Annotated in this window: 19 protein-coding genes and 1 pseudogene; 5 read left to right on the forward strand and 15 right to left on the reverse strand. The window is 43.3% G+C overall.

The genetic code is table 11. The annotated features are described in order from the left end of the window. Positions 1-209: 209 nt before the first annotated feature. The 6 genes from Q0L00_RS11755 to Q0L00_RS11780 all read right to left on the reverse strand — a co-directional run bounded on the left by Q0L00_RS11755 (position 210) and on the right by Q0L00_RS11780 (position 4,200). The gene (locus Q0L00_RS11755; RefSeq protein ID WP_297337073.1) at positions 210-1,169 is read right to left on the reverse strand and encodes a HipA domain-containing protein; all 960 of its coding nucleotides are present in this window, start codon (positions 1,167-1,169) and stop codon (positions 210-212) included. Between the two features lie 4 nt (positions 1,170-1,173). Then, positions 1,174-1,488: a HipA N-terminal domain-containing protein gene (locus Q0L00_RS11760; RefSeq protein WP_297337074.1), complete on the reverse strand. Its 315-nt coding sequence runs from the start codon at positions 1,486-1,488 to the stop codon at positions 1,174-1,176. Continuing rightward, complete coding sequence (locus Q0L00_RS11765; RefSeq protein ID WP_297337075.1) at positions 1,475-1,687, reverse strand: helix-turn-helix transcriptional regulator; 213 nt, start codon at positions 1,685-1,687, stop codon at positions 1,475-1,477. The genes Q0L00_RS11760 and Q0L00_RS11765 overlap by 14 nt, the downstream gene beginning before the upstream one ends. Before the next feature lie 169 nt (positions 1,688-1,856). Then, positions 1,857-2,327 (reverse strand): JAB domain-containing protein, encoded by a 471-nt coding sequence (locus Q0L00_RS11770; RefSeq protein ID WP_297337076.1) that lies wholly within the window; start codon positions 2,325-2,327, stop codon positions 1,857-1,859. 1,346 nt (positions 2,328-3,673) lie between these two features. Continuing rightward, positions 3,674-3,952: a Txe/YoeB family addiction module toxin gene (locus tag Q0L00_RS11775; RefSeq protein ID WP_297337077.1), complete on the reverse strand. Its 279-nt coding sequence runs from the start codon at positions 3,950-3,952 to the stop codon at positions 3,674-3,676. After that, the gene (locus Q0L00_RS11780) at positions 3,949-4,200 is read right to left on the reverse strand and encodes a type II toxin-antitoxin system Phd/YefM family antitoxin (RefSeq protein ID WP_297337078.1); all 252 of its coding nucleotides are present in this window, start codon (positions 4,198-4,200) and stop codon (positions 3,949-3,951) included. Before Q0L00_RS11780 ends, Q0L00_RS11775 begins: the two co-directional genes overlap by 4 nt. Before the next feature lie 379 nt (positions 4,201-4,579). Here Q0L00_RS11780 and Q0L00_RS11785 point away from each other — a divergent pair. Then, positions 4,580-4,810 (forward strand): annotated as a pseudogene (locus Q0L00_RS11785) (transposase domain-containing protein); the annotation flags it as partial. Positions 4,811-5,004: 194 nt separating this feature from the next. Here Q0L00_RS11785 and Q0L00_RS11790 read toward each other — a convergent pair. Further along, entirely contained in the window at positions 5,005-6,069 is a 1,065-nt protein-coding gene (locus Q0L00_RS11790) for a PA0069 family radical SAM protein (protein ID WP_297337079.1), read from the reverse strand. 120 nt (positions 6,070-6,189) lie between these two features. Beyond that, entirely contained in the window at positions 6,190-7,257 is a 1,068-nt protein-coding gene (locus Q0L00_RS11795; protein WP_297337080.1) for an acyl-CoA dehydrogenase, read from the reverse strand. An 82-nt stretch (positions 7,258-7,339) separates the two neighbouring features. On the opposite strand from Q0L00_RS11795, the gene Q0L00_RS11800 reads away from it, so the two are divergent. Next, positions 7,340-7,693 carry a DUF805 domain-containing protein gene (locus Q0L00_RS11800; protein WP_297337081.1) on the forward strand — a complete coding sequence of 118 codons (354 nt, stop codon included), beginning with the start codon at positions 7,340-7,342 and terminating at the stop codon, positions 7,691-7,693. A gap of 98 nt (positions 7,694-7,791) precedes the next feature. Here the strand turns inward: Q0L00_RS11800 and Q0L00_RS11805 are convergent, their stop codons facing one another. From Q0L00_RS11805 to lpxK, 6 genes are all read right to left on the reverse strand, one after another. Further along, positions 7,792-9,072: a prolyl oligopeptidase family serine peptidase gene (locus tag Q0L00_RS11805; RefSeq protein ID WP_297337082.1), complete on the reverse strand. Its 1,281-nt coding sequence runs from the start codon at positions 9,070-9,072 to the stop codon at positions 7,792-7,794. Positions 9,073-9,257: 185 nt separating this feature from the next. Next, a complete protein-coding gene (locus Q0L00_RS11810) occupies positions 9,258-10,949 on the reverse strand; it encodes a GMC family oxidoreductase (protein ID WP_297337083.1) in 1,692 nt (563 codons plus the stop codon). A gap of 93 nt (positions 10,950-11,042) precedes the next feature. Continuing rightward, the gene (locus Q0L00_RS11815) at positions 11,043-12,287 is read right to left on the reverse strand and encodes an ABC transporter permease (RefSeq protein ID WP_297337084.1); all 1,245 of its coding nucleotides are present in this window, start codon (positions 12,285-12,287) and stop codon (positions 11,043-11,045) included. Between the two features lie 125 nt (positions 12,288-12,412). Next, positions 12,413-13,024: a tRNA-(ms[2]io[6]A)-hydroxylase gene (locus tag Q0L00_RS11820; protein WP_297337085.1), complete on the reverse strand. Its 612-nt coding sequence runs from the start codon at positions 13,022-13,024 to the stop codon at positions 12,413-12,415. A 35-nt stretch (positions 13,025-13,059) separates the two neighbouring features. Beyond that, entirely contained in the window at positions 13,060-15,006 is a 1,947-nt protein-coding gene (locus Q0L00_RS11825) for a putative porin (protein ID WP_297337086.1), read from the reverse strand. After that, positions 14,999-16,060, reverse strand: coding sequence for a tetraacyldisaccharide 4'-kinase (gene lpxK, locus Q0L00_RS11830; RefSeq protein WP_297337087.1), 1,062 nt, complete (start codon positions 16,058-16,060; stop codon positions 14,999-15,001). Before lpxK ends, Q0L00_RS11825 begins: the two co-directional genes overlap by 8 nt. A 41-nt stretch (positions 16,061-16,101) precedes the next feature. Here lpxK and Q0L00_RS11835 point away from each other — a divergent pair, with 41 nt between their 5' ends. The 3 genes from Q0L00_RS11835 to Q0L00_RS11845 all read left to right on the forward strand — a co-directional run bounded on the left by Q0L00_RS11835 (position 16,102) and on the right by Q0L00_RS11845 (position 18,492). Next, entirely contained in the window at positions 16,102-17,202 is a 1,101-nt protein-coding gene (locus Q0L00_RS11835) for a Nif3-like dinuclear metal center hexameric protein (protein WP_297337088.1), read from the forward strand. A 3-nt stretch (positions 17,203-17,205) separates the two neighbouring features. Beyond that, positions 17,206-17,979 carry a C4-type zinc ribbon domain-containing protein gene (locus tag Q0L00_RS11840; RefSeq protein ID WP_297337089.1) on the forward strand — a complete coding sequence of 258 codons (774 nt, stop codon included), beginning with the start codon at positions 17,206-17,208 and terminating at the stop codon, positions 17,977-17,979. Between the two features lie 105 nt (positions 17,980-18,084). Continuing rightward, positions 18,085-18,492, forward strand: coding sequence for a hypothetical protein (locus tag Q0L00_RS11845; RefSeq protein ID WP_297337090.1), 408 nt, complete (start codon positions 18,085-18,087; stop codon positions 18,490-18,492). On the opposite strand, the gene Q0L00_RS11850 is transcribed toward Q0L00_RS11845, so the two are convergent. Beyond that, positions 18,476-19,099 carry a histidine phosphatase family protein gene (locus Q0L00_RS11850; protein ID WP_297337091.1) on the reverse strand — a complete coding sequence of 208 codons (624 nt, stop codon included), beginning with the start codon at positions 19,097-19,099 and terminating at the stop codon, positions 18,476-18,478. The genes Q0L00_RS11845 and Q0L00_RS11850 overlap by 17 nt on opposite strands. Between the last annotated feature and the right edge of the window lie 28 nt (positions 19,100-19,127).

Raw genomic sequence — 19,127 nt, forward strand, 5'->3', positions numbered from 1 at the left:
TTATTCCGGAATTCAGGTGAATTTTTTAATAAAAAATTTTAGAATAAAATCTCAACGCATTTGATCCGATTGGAAAGGGACAGAGTCGGATTACTTTTGAATCAAGGGCTGAACTGACCCTTCTTATGAAAAATCTTTTTCCGATTGAAGAATGAAATCGGGAAAGGGATTTTGGAAAGGAACCCAGAATAACCAAGCAAATACCTATTTTAGAGTTCTATTTGAATTGATTTCCGATCAATAAGCGCAATATATTTATCCTTCATTCTCTCGGATAAAAAACTACTGGATATTAATCGATTCCACTTAGGAATTAGTTTTTCATACTTCTTGAATATATTTTGAATTACTTTTTGATCAATCCCCGCTCCTAGCATAGCCGTTTCAAAGTCTTTTCGCTTAATCTTTTTCTTCTTACCATTCAAGTTCAATGCAAGATCTTCATCATCCCCCTCCACGACTAACTCTGATGCAACTAAATCATAAGCAGGACAGAAATCATATTTCAGATTTCTTTTTAGTAAAGAGAAGTTTTTCAAATGCATGTCATTATTCCCTGTTAAGAAGCAAAATAGAACCAACTCATAAAAATCTGTCACTCCCAATCCAGGGTTGGCTGTATACCTCAGGATAGCCTTTGCAACCTGCTCATAAGACCCTTTATACTTATGTTCAGTTAGTCTTTCTGTTAACTGACACATGTCCTCCATATGCAATTTTTCACCATTATTTCGATCAATTCTTTTGGTGATATAAGCCAGTTCTCCAGATTTGAGCTTTATTAACGAGTGTCCTACTGTTTTTATCTTGCTTAATTCTGCCAAATGCATTGTTAAATCTTCAATTTCTGGCAGGTTTCGATATGTTTCTGTTTGGGGTTTCAATATGTATTCTCCCCATAACCCAACAATTGTAAAACGCTCAAAGTCACCTTTATTTTCATTCAACCCAAGAGATAACTTTGGCTGGACCCCTGTTACTGTTTTTTGGCTTTTAATTACTTGCTCTGCCAATTGAAATATTTGATCTCCTGTAAAGTCCAACAACGGCGGAGAAGCCTTACCGTAAAACTTCTTACTACATTTTGGATGGTAACCTTGTAGACCTGCGGCAGTGTTTAGATCGGAAGAGTTGATCGTTTGGTAACAGTAGAGGCATTTGTTTTTCATAGGGTCAAATTTCTTTAATAGATACTGCACCTATACAATCTTGGCAGGTCTTTAGCAAGATCTCCATTCGGTCTCGGGGGTCTAGCTTCCAATTTTTTTGAGCTATATCGAGTAACCAACCTTCAGGTATCAACCCATCAAAAAAAGGGAACATCACCTTACTTGTATACACTTTATCTGTGAGAGGAAGTGTTAAACTTATTGGTTCTGCATGATCAGAATATAGATATGAGGTATCATATTGAAAATGGTATCCATTTTCGTCTTCCGTTAATGTCCCGGAAAACTTATCATACATATATACTTCAGCTTTCTTCATTTTTTTCTGATTGCACAGGGCCTAGTTGATGACCAAATAATGTCAGAACCTGATTAACCTTGTCCATTCGTAAACTTTCTTTTCCTTGTTCCAAATCCCTAACAAATCTTAGTCCTACACCGGCTTTAAAAGAAAGATCTTCTTGAGTTAGGCCAAGATTCTTCCTCCTTTTCTTAACGAATTCGCTTAAATTATTCATTACACTATACCCTTTTGGGTATAAATTTAGATTATTTTTTAATAAATATACCTCTTCGGGTATAAATATAATGAAAAATTAATAAATATACCTTAACGGGTATAATTTTATCAACGCCAATAAATCTATACCCGATCAGGTATATGAAATAACAGTTTTCGATGGGAGCCTAAAGCCCCTCTTCATCCGCAAAGGAATAATACCCTTCGGGCGTCACGATGACATGGTCCAATATTGGCAAGTCTAAAGCCTTTCCAATCTCTACCAGTCTTTTAGTCAATCGCTTGTCCTGTTTGGAAGGCCACAAGTTTCCAGACGGATGATTATGGGCTACAATTATCGATGAAGAATTGGCTTTCAAGGCTGTCGCAAACACAATTTTTGGATCCAAGACCGTTCCCGAGGTTCCCCCGCTGCTCACCGTACAGATTCCCAATATCCGATTTGCCCGGTTGAGCAGCATCAGTTGAAAATCCTCCACGAGCGCTATTCTGTCACTTTCCCAAAAATCCAACAATACCTGATAGGCTTGTCGCGAGGAACTCACCTTCGGTCTCAGACTGGCCTTGACTTTACAACTGTACCCAATGGATATCTCCGCCACTGTACTCAAATCGATTTTTTCTTTTAACTCTTCCATAATTGCTCTTTGGTTTTGTGAAACATGAATTATGGAATGAACCCTGTACGTCGCTGAGTAAGGCCAAGAGGAAAAGGAATAAAAAATGAGCCTGTGGCGAATGGCTTTATGCCGGAAGCTCTTGGCCGCTCCGAAAGCGACGGACGAACTTATTCCGGAATTCAGGTGAATTTTTTAATAAAAAATTTTAGAATAAAATCTCAACGCATTTGATCCGAAAGGAAGGCGACCAAGTCGGATTACTTTTGAATCAGGGGCTGAACTGACCCTTCTTATGAAAAATCTTTTTTCCGATTGAAGAATGAAATCGGGAAAGGGATTTTGGATAGAAAATCTCGTTTTAAAAGAAAGCAATCCCTTAAAATAGATTGATTTTCCTTCAAAAAAGCTACTCGTTGACCTAATGAAATTTTCTTATTTTTATATACTGTTTTATGCATTTCAAATACATTTTTTTTGTTAAAAATTGTCTCTTTAGGATTTGAACCCCAGCGGAAAAAAATGACTTGAAGTTTTAATAAAATACATTAACCAAAATCATTTTTATCAAGAAAAATAAGGATTTTACTACATAAAAATATTACTTTACAGGTATAGAATTTTGCACGAAAATTCATCACTTTGAAAAAGCGTAAATCTCCACGTCCATTTTGTCGGAGGTTTGTTAATAATTGATAATCAATAGCTTACGAGAAAGGTTCGAATCCCTCCTCCTCTGCAAGACAAAGCCATAACCGTCTGAAATACTGATAGTTAGGATTTTATTTTTAGACACAGGGATCTTTTTAGGGTCTTATGAATCTGCTCTAGATCAGAATTTGTCGTTTTTTTGGATTTAGATCACGCCAGTTATTTACTCTGCATCCTATCGCTCCCTTTTTAAACAGGCTCGAACGATTCGTACCGTGCGAGGGGTACGAAGTGTACGATTGGTACGAATTGCGAATAGCTTTAGAAGCCAAAAAGAAACTTCAAAGAAGCCAAGGTCCCCAGAAGAAAAAAGCAGAATGAACCAAGGCTGACTAGCCTAAAACCCATTCTGGAAAGAAAGGGCTTCTTCAAATGTGCGTCTTGAACCAAGAAAAGTACAAATCCAGTTCCTAGAAATAAGGTGACGATCAAAAATGGCTCCAGCATATTAATTCAAAGGCTTAGATTTAAGATTGGCCAAGCTACAAAAACATTATTTTCATCACACAGGGAGATTGAGTCCTCACCCAGTGTTTCGATTCCTAAAATTTAATCGGCCCATGGATTTGATCTACCAAAATTAAATTCCAATTTTTTCTTTTTGCTGTATCTGAAGTTAGAGTTGACCAAATTAATCCTCAGGAATAAAGCTGGCTTTATTTATCACCATAATGACCATAGGCACCTAAAATCGTCACGACGATTTTTGTTCCATCTATCAGATATACAAGCCTGTGTTTTCTATCTATTCTTCTCGACCAGGTGTTTAACTGGTAGTGTTTGAGTCTTTCCGGTTCCCCTGTGCCCGTTTCAGGGTGTTGCTTTAGTTCTTGGATAAGGGAGAAAAGTTTCTTTAAAATAACTTTGTTTCCAGTCTTCTTCAGCTTCTCAATATCTTCCAGTGCCTCAAATGTATAGTCAATCTCAAATATCATATACCAAGTAGATCCTTCAATTGGTCATCAGACAATTTTACAGTTTTACCTTCGGAGTAAGACTGAATGCTCTTGGCCAATCGTTCCTGTACGGCTGGATCATCAAAGAATCGGTCATTTTTTACTTCGTTTGAAATTTCATACACTTTATCCTTTCCCCGCTGGATGATCACCCGTTCATTCTTATCAATCAGATCTAAATATTTTTTGAGATTTTGCCGAAACTCTCTTGTGCTTATGACTATCATGGATTCAAATTTTGTGTACACGTATTGGTACACTAAATTAAATGAAAAGGTTCAGAATTTTAGGTAAAAGATGATTTAAACATCACTTGACCCATCAATGAAATTTCCGGTATCTTTTCCCCAATTTGATTTAAAAAATCAAGATCAAATTTACTCCTCACTTAGAAATCTAGCTATCTGCCCCACAAACCATCCTCCAAATCCCAAATTGTCATAATCCACTTGAAATCCAGTTAAGTGCTCACCTTCATATCGGATAATTGAACAATTGGTCCCAAGGTTCTGCTGAAGGTTCATAGCCGAAGTGTGGGTGGTAACTTTATCATTAGATGCTGTTAAAAGCAAAATAGGGCAATCGATGGATTCAAGGGATTTTTTAAACTCACTGCTATTCCTGGGTCGAAAAAATTACCTGTTCGCAGGTTCCCATGAGGCGGCACAACGGGCAGCAATGATCTACTCGTTTTTTGCCATGTGCAAAATCGAAGAAGTCAATCCTCAGCAGTGGCTCAAGTATGTATTCGACCATATCATGGACACCAACATCAAGAAAATACAGGAACTCCTGCCCAATTATTATAAACTTTTCATTAATAAAAAATCAAACTAGCAAAGACGGGGTTACTCGGGTGGATACAAATTTCCTTGCTCTTGGCACAAACGGATGCGGGTTGGAAAATAATTCATGAGCACCATGCTCCACTCACTGCGTTGGCAGGGGAATAAATAGCCTTCACAAAATTTCTCCCGAAAAGTCTTCAACTTGCTGATTTTTCGGGAGTTTTTGACTTTCTTCCACTTTTTTCAAAACTCAAAGCTCAAATTCCCACCCTTGCGAAATGCGGTCAAATTAAATTCAGGGAGCTTTCGATCGGCAAAATAGATTTTTCGGGATTGTCTAAAAAGCTGCTGAATGCTTTGGGCCAGTACCCCTTCCCCTTTCATTCGGCGACCAAACTGATTATCCCGCACCTGACCGCCATGTAAATCGGCAATTTGATTCATGACTTTATCAAAACGGTCGGGAAAATTTTTGCGCAGCCAATCTGAAAAAATTACCTCCAGTTGTCCATTGAGTCTAACCACCGTGTAGCCCGCTCCTTGAGCACCATGGTCGGCGGCAGCTTTCAATACCGCAGGAATTTCCTGATGGTTTAGCCCCGGAATAATCGGTGCATTCATGACGGCTACCGGTACCCCGGCCTTACTTAATTGCTCCACCACATTCAACCTTTTACTAGCAGCAGCTGTACGAGGCTCCATCGTTCTTCTTAACGCTTCATCTAAGGTTGTGATTGAAATGTAAACCTGAACCAATCGATCTTTGGCCAAATCCTGTAACAAATCCACATCCCGGAGAATCAACCTGTTTTTGGTGATTAAACCGACGGGATGACGATAGCGAACAAAGACCTTGAGCAGTTCACGCGTGATTTTCATCTCTTTTTCCAAAGGCTGATAACAGTCCGTATTTCCGGAAAGGGAAATGGGGGTCACTTTCCAGGATTTGCTCAGCAGCTTTTTTTCGAGCAGCTGCGGGGCATCGGGTTTGACCATCAGCTTGGTTTCGAAATCCAACCCCGCACTGTACCCATAGTATTCATGAGAGTTTCTCGCATAGCAATAAATGCAGCCGTGTTCGCAGCCTTGATAGGGATTGAGCGAAAAACTCATGCCTAAATCCGGGCTTGAAATGGGATTGACAATCCCTTTGGGATGCTCAATCCGAACTTCAGTCTTTGGATGGAGGATCATTTCCTCATCCAGGCCCTCGACGTGTTCCTGCACAATCCTTTGCTGTAAAAAACGATTGCCAGACTGAATCTGTGCGCCCCTACCTTTGAAATAGTCCTGCGTATTGTTAATCATATTGTCATCATTTAGACAATAATTTAAACAATTTGAAGCAAAACAAAAAGTCCTTGTCCTGAACAGCCAAGTGAATTACCCAAAACAAGGAAAGTGCAAAGAAAGAGGGCTCCAGTCCTATTAGAATGGAAATGTCAAAAGCGAATGCTGACAAACCGTGTTGAAATCCCGCCAAACCCGGTTGAGTTCGGTCTCGGTTTTGGCCGCTTCCAACCCTGCAAAAGGATACAGCGCTGCAGTTACCTTCCGGCAACGGCCCGTCATTTTTCGGCTGATTTTACTGATGGATTGTTGAGATGTTAAGGAAAGCTGATTGCACTCCTCCAATTCTTTCCAGGCTTTTTCAACTTTCTTGTAAAACGTAGCACGAATCTTCTGGAGTCTTTTTTCGGATTTTTTGGCCAGTCGTATAAAATAGGCCAACTGATCGGCCGAGAAGGGTTTGCGTTCATGTCTTTGCCAAAAAGAGGCTTGAATCAATTCGATTACATGCAGGCTGATTCCCAGAATATTCACTGCCAAGGTAGCTTCGGCAAAGGGCATAAATGGAAATTGATAAATGGGCTCAGAAAGCTTCGCCCTTTCAGGTAAGATTTCAAAGGACCGATTGCGTGGCACAGTTAATTCAGAAGTTTTAAACGCATGACTTCCTGTAGCCACCATGCCCATGTAATGCCAGGCATCAAGAATCTCAACTTCTGTTCGTTTTAATATAAAGGCCTTCACCAAAGGTTTTCCTTCGGGGTCCAGGACTACCTTCCCCTTATCCCAGATTTCACAATTTGCCGTAAAGTGGGTGGCATGCACTGCCCCTGAAGCATAAGTCCAATGCCCGGAAATTAGGTAGGAATCAGGGCGGATTTCAGCCTTTCCACCCACAAATCCACTTCCTGCCAGGCATACCTTTGGGTCAGCAAAAACTTCCTTTCGTAGCGAATCCTCCAAAAAGCCGACAAACCAACCCGCCCCGGCACACAGCGTGACTGTCCAGCCCAAACTACCATCAAGTTGGGCTAATTTCTCTTCCACCGCCAGTGCCTCAGGAAAACCCAAGGCTAATCCGCCATTTGCTTTCGGCACAAAAAGTTTAAACCAATTTTCTGCATAAATTTTGTCCAGCCACTCGGGAATCAAACTCCCCAGCTTTTCGGCTTTTTGAGCATTTTGATCAGAAAATAACGTGTCCATAGATCTACAAATAAATTAACGTATTCAGAATCAATCTAGTAAAACAAGCTAAACAATTCTGTATTTGCCTTGTTTACTAGTTATGAAATCGATATTTAAACCCGAAGGTAGAATCACTCGACGAAAATACTTGACGCTATTTATGTTTTTTTATTTCGTCAATTTACTTTGCTTGATGAAGGTCTGGGAATCGTATCAAATTGAGGCCTGGCCCTCTTTCTTTTCATTTGGAATCATATTGATCGCTTCCATAGTGCTCTTGTTGATTCAGGCCATCCGAAGATTACATGACATTGGGATGGATTGGAAATATGCTTTATACCTGTTGATTCCACCCCCTGTAAATTTTATAGGCTTCATTTGGCTGGCATGGAAAGAAGGTCAAGAGGGGCCTAACGAATATGGGCTAGATCCCCGAAAAACCGATTGGGTTTAATTCCACCACATCAATTAAAAACAAGGGGGAATTCCTACTGAATTCCCCCTTGTTTTTTACTGTTGGATTTTCTTTTGCTTTTTTTCTTCCGTTCTAGATCAGCGTTTTTGTGCAGCAAGCCACTCCATAATCGTCACCGGTTTTCCATCCAGCTTCACCAGTGAACCATCAAAATCGGTTCGGGCCGTATTCGCGTGGGAATAAATCCAAGACCAATGTCCGGGATAGTGAAAATCGCTTCCGCCGTAAAATCCGGTGATGTCCGTCACGTGATCGTAGTAGCTAAAAATCACGTTTTTGGCACCCGCTTCCTTCAGCCTTTGGTAAATGGGCACGACCGTTTCATCGGGCTTGGTGGTGCCGTCATCCGCCGAATGCACAAACCAAATCGGCACATTTTTGATGCGTTTGATTTGTTCATCACTCACAAACTCATTGTGATAGGCCAAAGCACTGATGTAGCCTGCGGCAAAATACTCGGGATGTTCCAAGATCAGCTTCAGCGACATGTATCCTCCGTTGGAGCAACCTCCAACATAAATCCGATCTGAGTCGATTTCAGGATTGGCCCCTACATATTCCTCGATTAAAGCAAATAGGGCCTCATGATAAATATCCTCTCGATCCCCTCGGGTATAGCTGCCATCTTCTGATTGCATCCAAAAAGTTGGGGCTTGAGGCACTAAGACATGGGCTCCTCCAAAATAGGCTTGGATTTCATCTGAAGCATAATTTGCTGCTCGGTTGCCCAATAGCGGAATGGTAGGATCTTCACCTCCTTCCCCACCACCATGAAGCCAAATCAGCAAAGGCATCTGCGAAGTTTGGGTCTCCGGGCGGAACGCAGCATAAGAAAGTGTCATTTTGTTTTGGTAGGTGAACTTCTCAGAAAGATCAAATTCATCCACCAATGGCAGGATTCGATCGGACTCCTCATTCCAGATTTGACCCGAACTCGAATGGAGGATAGTTAACTCGTAAGTAATCCAAAAATTCCCTCCTCGTTCGCCTACCCGCATGTATTGTATCGGCGAACCCAACGGCTGGGTAGGGTTTACCTCCAACACCAAAGTCAGGTGTGCTCCTTGAGCTTGTCGGTTTCCATTTTCATCCGAAGGATAGGTATAAATCACGTCCCTTTTTCCTGATTGCTGGGTGGAAGGAATCTGGCCATCTACAGTAGATCGATGAACAAAAACCTCAAAATCAGAGGCTGCCGTATTTTCCAGTTTTTCCTCCGGGCTGATGATCACCTTTTGGACTGCCGGTCCCCAGTCAAAACCGGCGATCACCAATTTGTAGGTACCGGGACTTGCCTCGGCGTGAACCAAAAAGGGCAATAAGCTAAAAGCCAGTACTAATTGAATCATTCGTATCATGAGTCTGTCATTTTTTTAAGGTCACCTGGAATCTCACATGAGTTGCCAGTCCTGTTTAGGGGGAGAGGTTCAACTCAGGCTTGATCCCATCGGTTAATGGGTTTGATTTAACCTTGAACCTATAAAAAAAACCACAGAAATACCTCACTTTTATTTCTGTGGTCAGAAACCTATTCTTCCGGATATTACTTCAAGTTCCCTTTTTTTAACTCCTTTACCGCATAATCCACCGCCCGAGCAGTCAAGGCCATGTAGGTAATCGAAGGGTTTTGGGTTCCTGTAGAGGTCATGCATGCCCCATCGGTCACAAAGACATTGGGTGCCAAATGCATCTGGTTGTAGGCATTGAGTAAAGAGGTTTTGGGATCCTTTCCCATACGAACCCCTCCCATCTCGTGAATATCAAGTCCGGGGGCCTGCTTACTATCGGATTTATAAATGTTTTTTGCCCCGCCGATATGAAGCATTTCTTCGCCCTGCTCCAGAAAGTCTTTGATGATTTTCTCATCATTTTCATCGTAATCCACCTTTATTTTTAGCAGCGGAACTCCCCAAGCATCTTTTTGATCAGGATCCAAACTCACCTGATTACTTTCTTTGGGGATCGTCTCCCCCTGCATCATCATAAACACATGCCAAGGGCCTGGCTTACTATTGGCTTCTTTAAAACCGGCTCCGAAAGGCGCTTCAGGCTCTCCACCCCAGCCTCCTCTTCCTGCTGAATAAAAGGTCATATAGCCTCGAAGAAAATCCATTTCTTGCTGCTTGACATTCCGGAAATTGGGCATCATCACCGCAGTTGGCCTTCGGCCAAACTGCTGCTTATCCTCAAATCCCTCAACTGATCCACCCAAGGTTCCCCGGTAATTATGAAAGGCAATGTATTTTCCCAAAATCCCATGCTCATTTCCTAAACCGGCAGGAAAACGCGTAGACTGACTGTTTAACAGGATAAGATTGGTATTCAGCGCAGAGGCGTTGAGGAAAATTACCTTGGCAAAATATTCTTTGGCTTCCTTAGTCAGCCGGTCGACTACCCGCACTCCGGTCACTTTTTGGTTCTGCTCATCCCAAATCAGGGAATGAACCACCGAATCCGGCCGTACAGTTAGCTTACCGGTTTTGGCCGCCCAAGGTAAAGTAGACGAATTACTGCTAAAATATCCTCCGAAAGGACAGCCCCGATAGCATTGATTTCGGGCCATGCACTGTCCCCTTCCCTGAGCTAGATGCTCCTCTTTGGGCTGGGTTAAATGGGCACAACGCCCGATGATGAATTTTCGATCTTGATAATGCGCATTGACCCGGTCCCTGATTTCTTTTTCCACGCAATTCATTTCCCAGGCTTTGAGAAACTCCCCATCCGGTAAGGTATCCAGCCCCTCGTAACTCCCGCTGATCCCGACGAATTTCTCCACGTAGCTGTACCAGGGATCAATATCTTCATAGCGGATCGGCCAATCCACAGCAAATCCATCCCGAGCTGGGCCTTCAAAATCATACCTACTCCAGCGCTGGGTCTGCCTGGCCCAAATCAAAGACTTCCCGCCGACCTGATAACCACGAACCCAATCAAAAGGCTTATCCTGCACATAGGGGTGTTCGGTATCTTTGACAAAAAAATGAGCGGTATCCTCCTTATAGGCATAGCATCGGTTGACCACTGGATTTGCCTTTTTATCGGCTAGTGGAATTTGATTTCGGTGAGGCATCTCCCAAGGATGCGCAGTCATCGTGGGGTAATCTTTAAGATGTTGTACTTCCCTGCCTCGTTCTAAAACCAGGGTTTTCAATCCTTTCTCACAGAGTTCTTTGGCAGCCCAGCCTCCTGAAATGCCCGAACCCACAACAATGGCGTCGAATTCATTTTGCTTCATTATCGAAAAATAATCGATTCAGCCGAGACTTTTATAAAATTTTTAAACTAGTCCTCGGAATGACTTCAAAAGCAAAGTCCCTCTTTGGGGCCTTTACTCATACCTTAAGGATTCGATAGGGTCTAGTTTACTCGCCTTGTAGGCGGGGAAATAACCCGAAAGCAAGCCTACTACCACGCAGATTGCAAAAGCAACGAGCATCCAAAGCCAAGGCACTAAAAATCCTCCGGGCCCGATCAAGTTAGCAATAACATTTCCCAAGGCAATTCCTAGAATCATCCCGACGATCCCCCCGAGAATACAAATCATGATCGCTTCCATCAAAAACTGCTGCCGAATCCGAAGCGGCGTAGCTCCCAAGGCTTTTCGGACTCCAATTTCCCGAGTTCGTTCGGTCACTGAAACCAACATGATATTCATCAAACCGATCGATGCGCCCAGCAGGGTAATAAATCCGATTCCAAATCCACCGATACGCAGGTAACCGGCTACCTCCTCGAGACTTTCGGCTACCGATTGACTTTTGGTTAGCTCAAACGAATCCTCCTGAATGACATTATCCTGCCTGATTTTTCGCATCATTCCAGTTGCCTGTCCCATTTCATATTCCACCCGCTCGGGCGAGGTAGCTAAGGCGGTCACGGTGTAATTGAACACTCCCCGCTTATCCAATCTGGCTGCATTCTCTACCGGAATGATGATTTGCCGGTCTGCCCCTTGATCATTGCCTACGGCGCCTTGCTTTTCCAACACCCCGATAATGGTATAGGGCCTTCCAAAAAAAGTGATTTTTTTGTTGATCGGGTTTTCATTGTTTTCAAAAAGCGTATTCTTTAATTCTTGTCCGATGATGCAGACATTGTTTCCGTACCGGACCTCAAGATTGGAGAAATTCCTCCCCTCTTCGATTTCCATCGCCTTGATGCTGAGGTAATTTTCGTCTCCCCCACGTATTCGAATGTTGGGATTGGTGGTTTCTGAGCCTCTTTTCACCTCCACGGAACCGGAGACCGACACAAACACGGTTGCCATTCCAATGGAGGAGTACTCCCGTTTGAACTCCTGCACCTCACGATAGGTCAATTTCGGATAGGTTTTCTCTGACTTTCCTTCCTGAATTGCACGGCCCCCACTGAACCCCCGGTTTCTGACATCAAAGGAATTGGCTCCCAAACCGGAAAAACTTTCGGCGATCTGAGCCTTGATCCCATCGATGGCAGTAAGCATTCCCACCAAGGAGGAAATCCCAATGGCAATGATGGCTCCAGTCAAAATGGTTCTTAAAATATTGACCTGCACAGATTTCAGGGCCTCACGGACGTTTTCGATCAGATTCATTTTTTGTTCGGATTAGAACAGCTTTTTAAAAATTAATTCTTTTTCAACTTCTAGTATACTTAATTCGTGGGAATCCCGATCTGGAAATCTAAAAATCCTGAATTAAAATAGCTTAAATTTCAGCATCAATGCATCCGATCCCCGCGGATTTCCATATTCTTTAGGACTTGAGCCTCGTATTCGAGCCACTCCTGCCAACGCTGATTGACCAAGCTTTCGTCTTGGTAATGCTTGGCCAGCTCAATAAAGGTCACATAATGGCCCGCCTCGGAAATCATCAGCTCATAATAAAAGCGCTGAAGCTCTTGGTCTTGAATTTGCTTGGACAGCAACTTAAACCGCTCACAGCTTCGCGCCTCGATCAAGGCATTCAACAGCAACACCTCGGTCAATTGCTGCTTTCGGTTTCCTCCCTTTTTGACAAATTGATTCAACTTGGCCACATATTCGTCTTTCCGGGGTTCTTTAAACTTCAAATTTCGCTTACGCAATTGCTCCATCACCCGCTCAAAGTGTCCCCACTCCTCGGCGACAATCGGGGTTAGGGTATCGACCAGCTGCTCCAAGTCATGAAATCTCAAAATCAAGCTAATGCAGGAAGAGGCAGCTTTTTGCTCGCAATAGGCATGATCCACCAAAATATCTTCAATTTGCATTTGGGCGATCCCCACCCACCGAGGGTCGGTGGGGAGTTTAAGGTGGAGCATTTTTTCTTTGGTCCGTTCTTGCCAGCTCATCGGTATTTCCATTACTTTTTTAAGGTAGCTTTACATCAATCAAATAGATACCAGGTTATTCCCAAGTCCAGAAATGATTTGTAACCGGTGTAATCCGGGGTCACAAAATAGCCGTCTTGAGCCATAAATCCTGAATTTAAATGGTTGTATTTGAGCAAAACCCGAGTTCGGTTGATCCTAAAGTTTAGGAAAAAGTCCGCCACCGGATAAGCGTACACCTCAAACTCGTTTTGCAAATGAAACTGTTGGTAGGAAGGAAAATAAGCTTGGGCAAAAAAGCTGGACCGGAATCGAATGTCCACACCGAGTTGCACAAATACATTCTCATCAAATGCCGGACTGTCAAAGTAGAACTGGGTATGGCCATACCATTCGGGAATCCGAAATGCATCCGAACCATCCCCGCCTACAGAAGTATAAATTACCTCGGTATCCCAGCGAAATTTCTTTCCTACTTTAACTCTGGCTTCCAATCCCGGCATCACCATAAACGCCTCTGAACTGGACTGTTGCACTTGCCGATCCCGACCAAAAAAGATGTAATTATTGATTCGGTTCAGGGTCAAAGAAGGTCGCAATCGAATCCGCTCCAGGTCTATTTTGACCGTCCCTTTTATTTGATCCACTCCGATGTTATCAAACTCATTCTCCCATTCAAAATGATTGCCTGCATACAATTGCTGCATGGCAGTGGGTTTGTACAGGGCCTTGGTGTAATCTACATCCAGCCAAGGGGACTGAAATAACCCGTGAATCCGAAAGGCTCCCGGCAGCAAATACTCCCCGTCTGCCTGAAGTGACCACTTCTGGGAAAGCTGACCGATCAGCTCACCCCCCAAATACACCTCGTTGAAAACGAAATTTTCCGCAGCGTTGGGGTTTCGCAAGCGCCCATTTCGCAGTCGGCCAAAAGCATTGTAATAAAACCCGCCAAAAGTCCCCTTGAATCCAAACTCATTTCTCCATTCTGCAAAATCGTTGAAATTGCGGGTGGTATCCTTATTTATCAGAGTTGGTGGATAAAAGAGGGAGTCGGTGGAATTTAAATTGGCCTCAAAGGTCAAATCCTGATTTTTCCGATCAAAAATATGGTAGAGCTGCAATCCGTCCCGCACCTTATATTCATGATAGAGGTGATAATCCTGACGAAGGTCGCGCGCTTGGGAATTCCGGAGCCAAACTTTGGCATCTTCATAGGTAAAGTACACCGAAGTCGAGTCCACCTCCGGCGGGATGATGCCCCCGATTTCATTCACGATGTGCCGCATACGCGAAAAATTAGCCAATAACCAATAGCGTCCATTCTCTGTTCGGTAATTGGTATGAAGCGAATACGAGGTCTGATCGACCATATTATCATCCCGACGGGTGGGATTGAGCGTTTTTCTAGCCTTGATGGTATGCAATTCGAATCCAATATTCCAACGGGGGTTGACATTTCGAGCAAACTCGATGTCGAGCATATTACGACTTCCTCCCCCAAAAAAAGCAGACATATTGGTAAAGGGTGATTTGGTATCAAAATACCTTCTCTCCTCGGGTTTGCGGTAATACAGATCGTAGGCATGAAAACCGGAGCTGGTCCCGATCAATTCGGGCACTTGGTAAAAAACGGGGGTGGCCGCACTGCCGATATTTCCCAAATCCTGATATTTCCAGCCACTTTTTGCCACCGGATCATAATTGTGGTAATTGTCCAACAGGGTATCCTGAGGAAATAAGGTCAGGCTATTTCGTTTGATGTCTTCTTCAAAGTAAAAAAGGGCGGTATTGGGCCCAAAGACCATTTTGGTACTGTCATCGAGCAAGGTCCTTCTACCTTCCAGCTCTTCCTCTTCTCCTTCCTGAAGGGCCTCCCGTTGCACGCGCGTATTGGGATTTTGTACCTGCCTGCCCCGCTGGGGAATAGGTCGCTGAGCCAAGAGCTCCAAAGAACTCAGCAAAAACAAAAATAGGGCAATTCCAAAAAGAGATTTATTCACCGAATTGGTCCTTTTTTAAGACTTTTTGTTGGATGATTTGATTTAATGTTTTGGCATCATCGGGGGAAAACTCCACCTGAATCGGGATGACAAAAATCGGAATTTCTCTGATAAATCCTTCGGGATAAAAGGATTTAACTTTTACCGCATCTTTCTCGGTAGTCAACACAACGGGATTCGAACGCGCATGTTTGGTCAAAAGAAGTCCCAACTTTTCAAAATCCCGCTTTTCATACTGATGATGATCCTCTAACCGCAAGCTTTCCAACAATCTAAATTTTGATCGGACAAAGGATTCTAAGGCATCCACCTGAGCAATCCCGGTCATCAACACCACATTTCCAGAAAACCGCGCCTGCTTTCCCCAAGACTCCGGATCCCCATAGCCTATTCTTGAAAATAATATCGGCTGATTCCGCTTAAGGTAGGGCTGAATTTTACGTTTTATGCCATTCTTTTCCTTTTCAGTAATCGAATCCGGGCACTTCGAGACGATGATCAAATCTGCCCGGTTGGCATTGGAACGGGATTCACGAAGCCGACCCATGGGCAGCAAATAATCCTTGAAGAAAGGAGCTTGGTAGGTGGTCAGCAGGATACTCAAATGAGGTTTAACTGAGCGATGCTGAAAGGCATCATCCAAGAGCAGAAGCGCTGTAGAAGGGGCTTCCTGCTTGATCCGTTGGATCGCAGCCAGGCGATCCTCCCCCACAAAAACGCTGACCTTTTCGCCGAATTTTTGATACATTTGATAGGGTTCATCCCCGATTCCTTCCGGAGAAGAAAGTGGAGTGGCTTGGATAAACCCGGTAGTTTTTCGTCCATAGCCTCGAGAAAGGGTCGCTATCGGGAAGGAGGAATGAAACTGGCGAATCAAGTATTCGACCATGGGCGTTTTCCCAGTTCCACCTACTCTTAAATTCCCCACCAAAATCGACCGAATAGGGGAAAGTTGACTTTTCCGGTATCCCTGATCATACAGGTAATTTCGGATTTTGGTGATTAAATTAAAGAGTACTGCAAAAGGGAATAAAATAAAAGCCAGCCAGTGCATTCCTAAGAATTTGTATTTTTGACCAAATAAACCAAAAAATTATGGGATATAAGATTCGTGAGGTAATTTCATTTCTTGAGCAAACCGCTCCGGTAGCCTACCAGGAGTCCTATGACAATGCGACCTTGATTACAGGGGACCCCTTACAGGAACTCAGTGGCATACTCTGTTCGCTAGACTGTACCGAGGCGGTAGTTGAGGAGGCTATTTCCCTTGGCGCAAACCTGATTGTATCCCATCATCCCATCGTTTTTAAAGGCCTCAAAAGCCTTACGGGAAAAAACTACGTGGAGCGAACGGTCATCAAAGCCATCAAAAACGATATCGCGATCTATGCGATCCATACCAATTTAGACCACGTAGCCCATGGGGTCAACAAAAGGATTGCCGATCGACTGGGATTAACTCAGACCCAAATTCTTCGACCCAAAAATCAGATCCTCCAAAAGCTAGTTTTCTTTGTTCCCCGGGATCATAAAAACAAAGTCTTAGATGCAGTATTTGCCGCTGGAGCAGGGCAAATCGGGGATTATAAGAACTGCTCTTTTCAAACCGATGGAATGGGAACCTTTACTCCGGTGGCCGGTGCCCAACCTTTCTCAGGTACCGTGGGAGTCCCCAATTATGAGGCGGAGTCCCGGGTGGAAGTCATCTTACCCACCCACCTGAATGCAAAAATCTTAGCAGCCATGAAAAAAGCACACCCCTATGAGGAGGTGGCCTATTACCTAAGCAATCTGGAAAATGAAAACCAGGAAGTCGGCGCAGGGATGATTGGGCAATTACAAGAAGCCATGCAACCTCTTGATTTTCTGGATTACCTAAAGGAGCGGATGAACCTGCAGATCCTCAAACACACCCCTATTATCGATAAAAAGGTCAACACCATTGCAGTCTGCGGGGGAGCCGGCGTATTTTTGATCGGAGATGCCAAGCGGGCAAAAGCAGATGTTTACCTCACCGCAGACATCAAGTACCATGAGTTTTTTGATGCCGATGGGCAATTAATCCTTTGTGATATCGGCCATTATGAGAGTGAAATTTTCACAAAAGAATTACTTGGCGAACTATTGTCACAAAATTTTCCTAATATTGCACTCTATTTGACAAAAGTAGTTACCAATCCCACATCCTATCGATAGTACATGGAAAGTACAGTAGCACAAAGACTAGAGGCCATTCACAACCTTCAATTAATAGATTCAAAACTCGACGCAATCCTTAAAGTAAGGGGAGCGCTTCCTGAAGAAGTTCAGGATCTTGAAGATGAAATAGCCGGCTACGAAACCCGCCTACAGAAATTCAACAGCGAAATCGAATCTTTTGAGGATAGCATCAAAGCCCTGAAAGAAAGCATCAAAGATTCTGAAAAACTGATCAAAAAATATCAGGAGCAGCAGATGAATGTCCGGAATAATCGGGAATACGATGCCATCACCAAAGAACTTGAACTTCAGGATCTTGAAATTCAAGTAGCCAAGAAAAAAATTGCTGAGGCAGGTCTCAAAATTGATCAGAAGAAACACGATCTAAATGAACTCAACGAGGTCATGAAGGATCGCCAGAAGGATCTTGATCAGAAGAAAAACGAGCTCTCCACCATTGTTGCAGAGAGTGAAAATGAAGAGGGAAAACTCAACGCTGAGCGCGAAAAAGCAGTCAAAAAAATTGAAGAGCGTCTCTTAAAATCTTACGCCAAAATCCGTGAAAATGCCAAAAACGGATTGGCCGTAGTGATGGTTAAAAGAGGAGCTTGCGGAGGATGTTTCAATACCGTCCCTCCCCAACGACAAGCTGATATTCGTGAGAAGAAAAAACTCATTGTCTGTGAGCATTGCGGTAGAATACTCGCCGGTGTAGAAGACGAAATTGAGGAGGAACCCACACCAAAGAAAAAACGTACTTCAAGATCCGCTTAAGGAATCTGTTTTTATATCCACCCCGAAACATCTGTTTCGGGGTTTTCTTTTTTTTAATCCAAACATTCTTGTTTCTCCGTACATTATTTATGTATATTGAATGCTATGAGAACGTTAGTCTTACTCTTCGGATTCATTTTTGCCATCGGTTGGGCAGCTCAGGCCAAACCGGAAACCAAAACTTTTTTGGTTTTATTTAAATCCAAAGAACTAAAAGCAAATAAGACCACTCTGAAAAGTGTGGAAGCCCAATTTTCTTCCTTTTCCACCCGAACCTATGCCGGAAATTCGGAGCTTGCGCTCCTGATCGAAATCCCTTCCTGTGATTTTGATGAATGTTTCTTAGGTCAATTTTTGATCGATACGGGTTCCCGAAAAAATATCCAACTTCAAGAACTTGCCTTCAGGCTTTTTGACATGACCCAGAATGAGCGAGAATTGGAGTTGATTGTCAAAGCGTACGATTCCAAAAACCATAAAAAATCAGGTTCGCTTTTTAAGTCAAATCCTTGAGATGATCTTGATCATTTCCCTTTTTCAAGACAAAAGTCCCATTGGATAGTTCTTCCAAAAGGTAAAGACATAAGTTTTGATGCTCAAATTGATCCATATACCTCAGATCGTACTTAAAAATCAAACTTAGAAATATTCGCATGGCCCTGCCGTGCATGCAAACCAAAATCGTTTCTCCGGGGCCTGAAAGTATCTTTTCGATGCCCAGGGCCAATCTTTTCGCCACTTGGTTGGGATTCTCCCCCCCAGCAATCGCATAATCCAAATTTCCCTGCTGCCACTGGTGGAGCATGTGCTGGTAATATTGGTTTTCCTCCGGGGTCATCGGAGTTCCTTCGTAATCTCCCCAGGAAATCTCATTGAGCTCAGACAAGGCTGTAGTCGGGATTCCCTGTTGGATAAACCCTTCAATGGATTGGCGGGTTCGGATCAAGGTAGTATGGTAAATTTGATCAAAAGGTACCTTTTGGTAAGCGTCAAAAAAGGCCTTGGCCTGTGCCCTCCCCCGATCATTGATCGGCGCATCGATTCCACTTCCCTGCACCACACCCCGAAGATTGAAATCCGTCTGCCCGTGTCTGACTAAATATATTTTTTTTCGATTCATTTTCTCTATTTTTGCCCAAAGCCCAAAG

Source organism: Algoriphagus sp. (assembly GCF_024305035.1).
In the GTDB taxonomy this organism is placed as follows: Bacteria; Bacteroidota; Bacteroidia; order Cytophagales; family Cyclobacteriaceae; genus Algoriphagus.